9 protein-coding genes are annotated in these 10,788 nt (G+C 59.9%); 2 read left to right on the top strand and 7 right to left on the bottom strand.

Annotated elements, in window-relative coordinates; translation table 11 throughout:
• Positions 1–66 precede the first annotated feature (66 nt).
• Complete coding sequence (locus RTK32_RS12740; RefSeq protein WP_312044482.1) at positions 67–1,446, top strand: FAD-dependent oxidoreductase; 1,380 nt, start codon at positions 67–69, stop codon at positions 1,444–1,446.
• A 135-nt stretch (positions 1,447–1,581) separates the two neighbouring features.
• Here RTK32_RS12740 and RTK32_RS12735 read toward each other — a convergent pair whose 3' ends face one another.
• Positions 1,582–2,745 carry an MFS transporter gene (locus RTK32_RS12735; RefSeq protein ID WP_312044480.1) on the bottom strand — a complete coding sequence of 388 codons (1,164 nt, stop codon included), beginning with the start codon at positions 2,743–2,745 and terminating at the stop codon, positions 1,582–1,584.
• A gap of 30 nt (positions 2,746–2,775) precedes the next feature.
• Entirely contained in the window at positions 2,776–3,561 is a 786-nt protein-coding gene (gene hisN, locus RTK32_RS12730) for a histidinol-phosphatase (protein WP_312044478.1), read from the bottom strand.
• A 95-nt stretch (positions 3,562–3,656) separates the two neighbouring features.
• Between hisN and RTK32_RS12725 the strand changes: the two genes are divergently transcribed.
• On the top strand, positions 3,657–4,427 hold the full coding sequence (locus RTK32_RS12725) for a DeoR/GlpR family DNA-binding transcription regulator (RefSeq protein WP_312044476.1): 771 nt from the start codon (positions 3,657–3,659) through the stop codon (positions 4,425–4,427).
• A gap of 9 nt (positions 4,428–4,436) precedes the next feature.
• Here the strand turns inward: RTK32_RS12725 and RTK32_RS12720 are convergent, their stop codons facing one another.
• The 5 genes from RTK32_RS12720 to RTK32_RS12700 form a co-directional block, all read right to left on the bottom strand.
• Complete coding sequence (locus tag RTK32_RS12720) at positions 4,437–5,441, bottom strand: LacI family DNA-binding transcriptional regulator (protein ID WP_312044475.1); 1,005 nt, start codon at positions 5,439–5,441, stop codon at positions 4,437–4,439.
• Positions 5,442–5,469: 28 nt separating this feature from the next.
• Positions 5,470–6,870 (bottom strand): sucrose-6-phosphate hydrolase, encoded by a 1,401-nt coding sequence (locus tag RTK32_RS12715; RefSeq protein WP_312044473.1) that lies wholly within the window; start codon positions 6,868–6,870, stop codon positions 5,470–5,472.
• Positions 6,867–8,240, bottom strand: coding sequence for a sucrose-specific PTS transporter subunit IIBC (locus RTK32_RS12710; RefSeq protein ID WP_312044472.1), 1,374 nt, complete (start codon positions 8,238–8,240; stop codon positions 6,867–6,869). The genes RTK32_RS12715 and RTK32_RS12710 overlap by 4 nt, the downstream gene beginning before the upstream one ends.
• A gap of 23 nt (positions 8,241–8,263) precedes the next feature.
• Positions 8,264–9,871: a carbohydrate porin gene (locus RTK32_RS12705; protein WP_312044471.1), complete on the bottom strand. Its 1,608-nt coding sequence runs from the start codon at positions 9,869–9,871 to the stop codon at positions 8,264–8,266.
• A gap of 90 nt (positions 9,872–9,961) precedes the next feature.
• Positions 9,962–10,788: aminoimidazole riboside kinase (locus RTK32_RS12700; protein ID WP_312044470.1), on the bottom strand; the 827-nt coding region annotated here is incomplete at its 5' end.

The raw sequence follows: 10,788 nt of genomic DNA, 5'->3' as shown, positions 1-10,788 counted from the left end.
GTCCTGTCGGGCGAAGCCGTCACGTTAGCGAAAGCTGGCTCTGAACTCTTTTAACCGGGACAGCGTATGACCGAGCGACATATTGTCATTATTGGCGGCGGCTTTACCGGTACGGCGCTGGCGATCCATCTTGCCCGGCTGGGCGACGAGCGGCTAAAGGTAACGGTAGTCGAACCCCGCGCGCAGCTGGGCCAGGGCGTTGCCTACAGCACGACCGATCCCGCGCACCGTATCAATGTCCCCGCAGCCCGGATGCAGCTTTCCGCAGCGGAAGAGGGGGATTTTGCGCGCTGGTATCAGCAGTCCGGTGCAGAGAAGCAGGATGCCGCCGCCTGTTGGCATGACGGCAAAGTCTATCCGCAGCGTGCCTGGTTTGGGGCCTACGTGGCGGAAAAATTTTATCAGGCTGCCCAATCCGGCGTCAGGCTCGAGCACTGTCAGGATCGGGCCGTGGCGCTGCGTGACGGGCGCGTGACGACGGCTTCCGGCAAAATATTGCGGGCGGATGACGTGGTGCTGGCGATCAGCCATCCGCCGCCTGCCGTACCGCACCTTGTGCAACAGGCGCTGACCGGCCATCCGGGGCTGATTGCCAATCCCTGGCATCCGCAGGCGCCGGAAGCGATCAATGCGAACGATCGGGTGGCGATCGTGGGGACGGGCCTGACCATGGCCGACATGGTCGCTTCGCTTTCGGCGCGCGGGCACCACGGCCCGGTGACGGCTTTTTCAAGGCGGGGTCAGCTGCCGCGCGATAACGTCAGCGGTGACTATGCGCCCCGTTTACTCGATTATCGGCAGGCACCCCTTACCGCGCATGGCTGGCTGCGGCGGGTGCGTCAGGAAGTGACTCAGGCGGCAGCTGAAAACCAGCCCTGGCAGCTGGTGCTGGATGATATCCGCGCGCATGCGCAGCAAATCTGGCAGAGACTGCCGTTACGAGAGCAGCGCCGCTTTCTGCGTCATTTACGCTCCTGGTGGGACGTCCATCGTTACCGTATTGCGCCGCAGGTCAGCCAGGCGCTGCAGGCCTGGCAACACAGCGGGCAGCTGCGCGTGCTGGCCGCAAGGCTGGTCGCCGTAGAGGCGCAGGGGCGGCAGATTGTGCTGAGATTACGGCCGCGAAAAGGCCCCGAAACGTCTCTTATCGTCGACAAACTGCTTATCACTACCGGTCCGGCGCACAATGCGCTGCTGACCAGTGACGCATTGCTCAACCAGCTGGCCGGGGAAAAGATAATCCAGGCAGATCCGCTGGCGTTGGGCATTCTTGTTGACGCGCAGTCGCGCACGGTAAACCACCAGGGCGAAGCCAATCCGCATTTGTATGTGGTAGGGCCAGCCGCGCGCGGGCGCTTTGGCGAACTGATGGGCCTGCCCCAGGTGGCGGAGCATGCCGAAGCGGTGGCCCGTCACCTGACGGGCGCTGCACCGTTAACGCCCTGACGAGGCCCCAAGCCGGCGGTGCTTTATCAAGACGGGCCGGACGAGAACGCCCTTAGCCCGCCCCGAACCTGCTGTCAGCTCACCTTTTATCACAGAGGGGCAGGCAGGCCGCATCGGCCAACGGCTGCGGGCCTGCTACATACGCACGCGACGGGACAGCGCCACCACCAGCAGCATCAGCACGGTCACCATAATAAAAGCGACCGGCAACGAGCTGAGATGGGCAACAAAGCCAATGGTCGCCGGGCCGGCCAGCACGCCGATATAGCCGAGCGTAGTGACGGCCGGTACGGCCGCGGCCTGCGGCATACTTTTCTGCCTGCCAATGGCGGTAAACATGACCGGCACGATGTTGGCACAACCGATGCCGATCAGCATATAGCCGACCAGCGCAACCTGCCAGGAAGGAACAAGTACCGGCAGCGCCAGGCCGACGGCAGCGGTAAGCGCGCCCACCACCACCACTCTTTCACGGCCAAAGCGGGCCACGATACGATCGCCGGTCAGCCTGCCTACGGTCATTGCTGTAGCAAAGCAGGCGAAGCCCACCCCTCCCAGCGTGTCCGGCATGGCGCGGTGCTCGGTCAGGAATACCGCGCTCCAGTCCAGCACCGTGCCTTCCGCCAGGAACACGGCAAAACAGATCGCACCAATCGTCAGCACGGCGCCGTGCGGCAGAGCGAAGGGCGGACCTTCCGGCGGGTTGGCATAGGTCAGCAGGCCGCGAAAGCTGTAGCCCAGCAGCAGCAGCGAGAACACGGCAGCCGCCAGGCTGGCGGCAAAAGGGGAAAGCCCGCTTGCCATCAGGCCACTGACCGCGGCCGCGCCAACAATACCGCCCAGGCTGTAAAAACCGTGAAAGCCGGACATCATCGGTGCAGGCGCCGCTTTCTCCACCAGGATTGCCTGCACGTTCATCGCGCAGTCGGTGGTACCCACGCCCATGCCGAATACCAGCAGCGCCAGCGCCAGCAGGATGGGACTGGGGATAACGGAGAGCAAAGGCAGCATCAGACAGAAGGCCAGCGTCGCGACGGTCATCACCGCCCGGCAGCCAAAGCGCGTTGTGAGATGGCCGGTCATCGGCATCGCCACCAGCGCGCCCACGCCCAGGCAGAGCAGCAGCATCCCCAGCGTACCGTCATTCACGCCGGTATTCATTTTGGCGAAAGGCACCAGCGCGGACCAGCCTGCGGTGGCGAAACCCGCGACGAAAAACATGGCTCGCGTGGCGTTTTGCTCACGTTTGGCGGGCGTTGCGCCAGCGGTCTGGTGCAGCGTATCGGCATGGTCAGGCATGAGTGGTCATACTCCGAATGGGATAAAGTGTCAGTTTAAGATAGACAAAATTTGCGAATGAAGGCGAGGACAACCGCTGGCGATAACGCTGCCGCCGGCTTCAGGCCTTCCGCCATCCGCGGTAGTAACTACGCCGCCTGCCTGTTCAATCAGCGGGATCAGCGCCACGATGTCATACGGCTGAAGGGCGAACTCAACGCAAATATCAATTTTACCGGCGGCCAGCATCGCCATGGCGTAGCATTCGCCGCCATAGCGGGTCATCAACACGGCGTCAGCCAGATCGTCAAAATGCAATGCTGTCCGGCTCAGCGATTCCGGCGAGGTGGTGTGCAAAATAGCCTGATCCAGCGAGATGTTTCGCCGGGTTTGCAGGGGAACCTTGCCATAAGACCCTTCAGCCCAGGCCTGCGCGCCGTCGGCGTAAAAACGCTCGCCGGTAAAAGGCTGGCTCATCATGCCCATGACCGCGCGCTGTTGATGCAGCAGACCGATTAAGGTGCCCCAGACCGGCAGGCCGCAGAGAAACGGGCGAGTGCCGTCTACCGGATCCAGCACCCAGCAAGGCGCCTGATCCTCGCCCTGACTCAGGCCAAACTCTTCACCCAGAATGGCATGCGCAGGATAGCGTTGCGCGATCAGTGCTCGCAGCGCTTTTTCCGCCTCGCGGTCAGCCAGGGTAACCGGGTCAAAACGAAATCCCTCTTTAGGCTTACTGCTGACGGCAAGATTTTCGCCGCTGCGAAAGCGTGGCAGGGTTTGCCGGTCAGCCACGTCGGCCAGTTCATGCAGAAAAGCGATATCGGGCAGCTTCATGGGGCGACTCCTCGGGTAAGGGGAAGTTGACAACCTCTGAACGACTGATAGTGTATGCTGTATTGTGCACTTTTCAAGGCTATTTAAGAGGTTTTATGCTCGATTATGCGGCTTTCCCTCAGCAGCGGCAAACCCTAATCCGACAGCAACTGCTGGAAAAGGGGCGGGTGGTCTGCGCAACGCTGGCCGAACAGCTAAACGTCTCCGAACATACCGTGCGTCGGGATCTTCAGGAGCTGGCGCGCGAAGGGGTTTGTAAAAAAGTCTATGGCGGCGCGGTCAGCGTGCTGGCTTCTCCGGGCGATCTGCTGGCCCGCACTGAAAAGAACAGTGCGGAAAAAGCCCGGCTGGGGCTGGCCTGTAGTCGCCTCGTTAACCCGCAGAGCGTGATATTTATCGACGCGGGATCCACTAACCTGGCCTTCGCCCACGCGCTGTCGCCGGATGTGGCGCTGACGGCGGTGACCCATTCGCCTCTTATCGCGGCGGCGTTGATGAAGCTGCCGCGCTGTGAGGTGATTATGATTGGCGGCCGCCTGCACAAAGCAACGGGCGGCAGCCTGGGGATCACCGCTTTTTCGCAGATCCAGGACATTCGTTTCGATCAACTTTTTCTGGGCGGCTGCGCGCTGGACAGCGAAGAGGGCTTAACGGGATTTGATTACGAAGACGTAGAGTTTAAAAAAGCGCTAAAAAGTCGCAGTGAGGAAATTATCGTGGCCGTAACCCGGGAAAAAATCCCCGGCGTGGCGCGCTATACCGTGGCAGCCTGTGAAGAGCTGACGCAGCTGGTGGTGGAAGCCGATCTGCCGGCGGAGACACTGGCGGCCTTCCGAGAAAAAGGCGTGTCTCTGGTACACCCTTAATCTGCCAGGCTACGCCGTACGCCTTCTTACCCGCGCAGGCAGGTAAATGTGGGGCGTCTCCGTTAGCTTGCCGTCAATCAGGCCGGTCAGCGTTTCAAAACAGTGCCAGGCAAGCTGGCGATTATCCTGCATAACGGTATCGATTTTTACCGACAGCGCGTCATAAAGATAATGGTCATCAAAGCTGCATAGCCTGATCGGTGCAGTCAGTAAATTGTGCTGGCTGAGATAGCGGAGTACGCCTTCCTGCAGCCCGCAGGCGGCACAGAACAGCGCCTGCGGCACGCGGCCCAGGCGCATAACCAGTTCGGCAAACATCTCGTAGCCCGAGCTGGCATTGTAATGGCCGTGCAGGATCCAGTCTGGCTGCACCGCCAGACTGGCCTGCGCCAGCCCCTGACGAAAACCGGCCAGGCGATCGCGCGTGGGGGAAATGCGCGGCTGACCGCCAAAAAAGTAAAATTCTTCCACTTCTTTGGCAATCGGCTCGACCAGCGTCGCCGTAGAGACAATCGACTCTGAGATGACCAGCGGCAGCATAGATTCGCCCAGGTGGCGGTCGAACAGCAGCACCGGCAGCTGGCGGCTGAGCTGTTGATATTCGCTGTCGTTCAGCTGGCTGGAGGCCACAATCAGTCCGTCGACCTGACGCTGGATCAGGTTATTGACCGCCAGCGTTTCCTGGCTGCTGTTTTCGTCGGTGCAGGCGATTAAAAGCTGTAAACCGGCATCGCGGCACAGCGTTTCCAGCGCGTGGGAAAACGTGGCGAAGCCGTGGTTGGTCATTTCCGGCACCACCAGCCCAATGGTATGGCTGCGCGAGTTGTTCAGCGCCCGCGCGTGAATGCTGGGCTGATAATGCGTCATCTGCGCGATTTCCATCACCCGCTGGCGGGTCGCTTCAGCCACGCGCAGCTCTTTGCCCCGGCCGTTCAGTACCAGACTGGCGGTGGATTTGGACACGCCAGCCATGCTGGCGATATCGTTAATGGTGACGCGTTTCGGCTTATTCACAGGCATTCATATCAGGGGAGTAAGCGCATCATACTACCATGCCTGAACGGAGTTGCCAGTAATCGACGCTCAGGCTGGCTTCGCCCTGCCAGACAACTTTGGGCGTAGCCTGCGGGAAATAGCGTGCGGACATCACGCCTTCGCCGTCGTTGATAAAGATCTCAATGCTGGAGCGATCGCAGAGGATTTGCAGCCGCGAAACATCGCCTGTCCAGTAGCGATATTCTGCTTCACCGCTGCGCAGGTTGCGGCGGGACAGCGTCAGGCCGCTCTCGTCGCAAACCAGCGTCAGCGCCTCGCCGAAGCAGGCCGACCAGCGACCCGTCGACTGCACAACCAGTTCGGCGTGCTCGACCGGCAGCGCTGGCAGAGAAGCGGCCGTCTGCTGATAGCACACTCGCTGCTGGCGCAGCTGCTGCAGTTCACGCGCGGGGCGCTGCATCAGCCGTCCCTGTTCCAGCGTTAGCTCGCGCGGGCAGGTCATAATATGTATCCAGCCTTTGGCCGTGGTCGGCTGTAACAGTTCCTCTGCGTCCGGCACGCCCATCCAGCCGAAAAGCAGTCTGCGTCCGTCATCACCGGCCGTGGTTTGCGGCGCATAAAACTCAAAGCCGAGGTCCAGTTCGTGGAACTCTCCGTGTGGAAAGTGAGCTGCCGCATAATCCAGGCTGCCGATAAAATAACCGCTCTGGTGGGCATTAAGCCACTTTTTCTCCTGGGCAGGCAGGCCCTGCGGACAGACCAGCAGCACGTCTTTATCGCCCAGCGCAAACAGGTCAGGGCATTCCCACATATAGCCGAAGTCGCCCAGACCGTTAAGGTGCGACCCGGCAATTTCGCCCAGTAGCGCCCATTCATGCAGCGAGTCGCTGCTGTACAGCAGTACTTTTCCCTGTTCTGCGAGGTTTTGCGCGCCGAGCACCATATACCAGCGATTTTGATGTCGCCAGACCTTAGGATCGCGCACGTGGCCGGTGTAGCCGGTCGGCAGACTAATAACCGGGCCAGCTTTGGTGACATCGCCAGAGCGGTCGACCGTCGCCAGACATTGCCAGGCGGTACGACCCTGAGCAAACTTCACGTTGCCGGTATAGAACAGCGTCAGCGTGCCGTTGTGATCGACAGCCGAGCCTGAGTAGCAGCCGTGGCTTTCATATTCTTCGGCTGGAGCCAGCGCCAGCGGCTCGTGCTGCCAGTCGATCAGGTTAGTCGACCGCCAGTGCCCCCAATACTTGGCCCCGTGCGCGCAGGCCAGCGGATTCCACTGATAAAAAAGATGCCACTCGCCCTGAAATTGGATAAAGCCGTTGGGATCGTTCATCAGGCCGGTCTGCGGCGAAAGATGCCAGGCCGGGCGATACGGATCGTCGCCGGTTTGCCTGTTCATCACCGCTTTCAGCGCGCGATTAATCAGCTTTGCTTCGCTCATGCTTTGTCCTCAACGTTATATTTCAGCAGCAGAGAAAGGATAAAGGCGGTGCCGAAGGCCAGCGCCATGCCGATGATATAAGAGAGCAGCGAGCTGGTCTGGACGATAGCCATACCCGGCAACGCAGTAAGGCCGACGGCCGTCATCCCTACGTGCATCAACACCACAAAAGCCCCGCCCACCGCGCCGCCGACGATCCCGGCGATAAAAGGCTTCATAAAGCGCAGGTTAACACCAAAAATAGCCGCTTCCGTAATCCCTAACAGTCCGGAAAGCGCGGAGGGCAGGACGATACTGCGAATTTTCACGTCGCGCGTTTTAAACCAGACCGCGAGGCAGGCACCCGCCTGAGCCACATTAGCCATCGACCAAATCGGCAGCAGGAAATTGACGCCGATAGCGGGATTCCCCAGCAGGCCCGCCTCGATAGCATGAAAGCTGTGATGCACGCCGGAGATAACAATCACCGAGTAAAGTCCGCCGAACAGTAACCCGGCCAGCCAGCCAGCGTGGGTAATCAGCGTGCTTAATACCAGCGAAATGCCGTCGCCAAGCGCGCGACCGGCCGGCCCGATCACCAGCATGGCGACAAAACCGGCGATAATCACCGTTAAAAACGGCGTCAGAATAATATCCAGCGCGTTAGGGATGATCTTACGCAGCTGTTTCTCCACCAGGCTCATAAACCACACTGCCAGCAGGACCGGGAAAACGGTGCCCTGGTAGCCGACCATGGCGATATTCAGACCGAAAAAGTCCATCGTGTGCACGCCACCCGCCACTCCCCAGGCGTTGGTCAGCGCCGGATGGGTCAGAATGCCGCCGAGCGTCGCGCCCAGGTAAGGGTTGCCGCCGAACTCGCGGGCGGCGGTAAAGCCAATCAGGATCGGCAGGATAATAAACGCCGCCGAGCTGAACATATCCAGCATCACAAACAGCGCGCTTCCCGCATTGACCCAGCCGTAGGTTTTCATCATGCCCAACAGGCCCATCAGCACGCCTGAGGCGACAATTGCCGGGATGATGGGCACAAAGATATTGGAGAGCAGTCGCGCAATACGCTGTGCCGGATTCAGCTTGCGGGCGGCCACCGAGGCCGCCTCGCTTTTGCTTGATTCACCGATCCCGGCGGTCTGGATAAAAGCGGCGTGCACTTTATTAACGATGCCGCTGCCGAAAATCACCTGCATCTGACCGGCGTTCTGGAAGCAGCCTTTTACGCCTTCCAGCTCGCCGATCGCTTTTTTATCCGCCAGGCTGTCGTCTACCAGCACCAGTCTTAAACGAGTGGCGCAGTGAGCGGCAGAAGCGATATTTTCCCGGCCGCCGAGCAGCGGCAGCAGCTGGCGGGCAATCTGTTCAAAATTCATGTGTTTCCCCTGAAAGTGTTGGATCAGAACCACGTTTCCATCTGTACGCCAAAGTTCCATTCACCGCCGGCAGTAAAGCCGCTGGTACCGAAAGCGTCATCGCTGGCGTAGCGATCTAACGCTTTGTCCCAGTCCATCCAGCTGACGAAGAAGCGAATTTCCGGACGGCTAAGGAAATTGCCGATATCGCCAGGCTTGAAGGTAGGCGCGAAGGTGAGTTTGTAGAAGCCGCCGCTGACGTTCTGGCGACTTTTAAAGCCCTGAGGATCGAGATCCATATACTGATAGCTGCCCTCGTAAGCCAGCATAAAGTTTTCGTTAATGGCCTGAAGCACACGGGCATTGGCGGTCACCCAACGGTAGCTGTCGCCTGAGAGATAGCGATCTTTGCTCTGCTGCGCGAGCAGGGCCGGGGCCAGGCTCCAGGTTTGATTAAGCGGGGTCATGCCGTAAGAGGCCAGACGCCAGGTATTGGCACGCTCGGTAAGGTTGCCATCGGAGCCGATGCCTTTCACTTCGGCACCTAAGCCGTGGCCGTAAAGCAGCGCCGTTTTTGACTGGCCTTCACGCAGGCCGTAGAAGCTGTCGCCGTGCCAGGCAAGCATGGCGTGGACGCCGCTATCGCCCGCGTTATCGCTGCGCACGGCGGTATTAACACGCTCGTCGTTATCTTTAGCGCGCAGACCGCTGAGCATAAACTGCAAGGGGCCGCTAAAGGTGTTAGCGGTGACAATGTAGTTCTGAATGGTGTTATCGATGGTTTCAATATTGCCAAAGTTACGACCATAGAGGGAAAAGTTGCTTTTCAGGTCGTCCGCCCAGCGCACGTCATAGATCCCGCCGCCCGTCCCGGCCAGAAAGACCACATCGGAATCCAGCCAGTGAATATCGAAATTGTCGCGGTCGAACCGTTTCCCTGCCCACAGGGTGCTGTTAGCAAAAACGCCGTTAAAGGTCGGCAGGCTGCCCAACTCCACAAAAGCCTGGCGGATATTGAGGTCGCTGCTGTCCGCCGTCCAGTCGTTGTAGTCGCGCTGGCCGTCCGCCAGCATCACCTTGAAGCGGGTAGTCGCGCCATTCGCCAGCTGCGTTTTGTGCTCCATGTTTATTTCAACATAGGTATTGTTTTCATTGCCAAGACGACCGACCGCGCCGCCGGTTTCGCCTGCTGGCGTCAGGTAAGGGCCGCTTTGGGTTGAGGAAGCCGAATCGTTCATAATCAGCCCGGAACGGGCATAGGCGTGAAACTCAAAACCGTCCGCGAGGGTTTTTTCCGCAGGTCTGGCCGCCTGCGGCTGGTCGGCTGGCATCGGCGCAACCGGCGGCTGCGGGCCAGCCACCACGGCCGGGGCCTGTGCAGAACCCTGCCGAATGGCGGGGGGATTCTGAACAGCAGGAGCGGAGGAGGACGTCGCTGCACTGGCAGAATTTGTCTGATTCTGTGCCAGCCGCTGCTCTGCCTGACGGGCGCGTCGTTCGGCCTCATCGGCACGGTGTTCTGCTTTTTGCAGCCTTGCCTCGAGCTGATTCAGGCGTCGTTCAACGGCGCTGAGATCGCTGTCGGCCTGGCTGACTTGAGGAAGAAACAGCGCCGCCGTTACGGCCAGCGCAAGAGGGTTTATTTTTATCATCCGCCATTCTCCAGAGGGTTTACCGTTTAGCTAAACCGGTTCGATTGGGAGAGTAGAGAACGGCGACGACCCTGACAAAGGATTTTTTCGTTACGATTTCGTTATTGTGACGGACCCGGCATTTTGCAGCTGTTTGGCGTAGGGCAGTGCGGTCATGGCTCCTTTGGCGGTAGTGGCCAGCGCGCCACACTGTTGTGCCAGCTCGACAGCCGCCGCAAGATCGCGGGGGTGTAAAGGGTCTGCTTCGCGCATCAGTCCCGCCAATAAACCCGCGACAAAAGCGTCGCCCGCGCCAGTGGTATCAACAGCCTGAACCTTTGATGCGTTAAACCTGCGCTGTTCGCCCTGATGACAGACAATCACGCCTTCTTCCCCCAGGGTAACCAGTAGCAGAGCCGGACGGAAGCGGGCAGTGAATGAGGCCAGTCCGGCCTGGGTTTCCTGTTCGCCGGTTAACAGCTGTAGCTCGTCCAGTGAAAGCTTGATCACATCCGCCACCGCGAAAGCCCGATCGACGACCTCACACATTTCCTTATGGTCGTTCCAGAAATCCTCCCGCAGGTTTGGATCGAAGCTGACCCAGCCTCCGGCAGCGTGAAGCCGGTCGACGGCCGCAAACACCGCGCTGCGTGACGGCTCAGCGCTAAGGGCTATCGAGCAGAAGTGCAGGGCTTCGCCCGAGGCAAACCCGGGCAGATCATCCGGCGTTAAGAAGAGATCGGCCGCCGGACGCACCATGAAGGTAAAGGTTCGTTCGCCCTGTTTATCCAGACCCACCACCACGGTAGAAGTACGCTGCTGCGGCAGCTGGCGCATAAAATCCGTATTTACCCGCTCCTGGCGCAGCACATCCTGCAAAAAAGCGCCAAAGGGATCGTCGCCCACGCGTCCGATAAAGCCGCTGTCGCCGCCCAGGC

Source organism: Erwinia sp. (assembly GCF_031978025.1).
Classification (GTDB): domain Bacteria; phylum Pseudomonadota; class Gammaproteobacteria; order Enterobacterales; family Enterobacteriaceae; genus Erwinia.
Note: the sequence above shows the minus strand (reverse complement) of the source record. Positions and strands in the feature narration are given on the sequence as shown.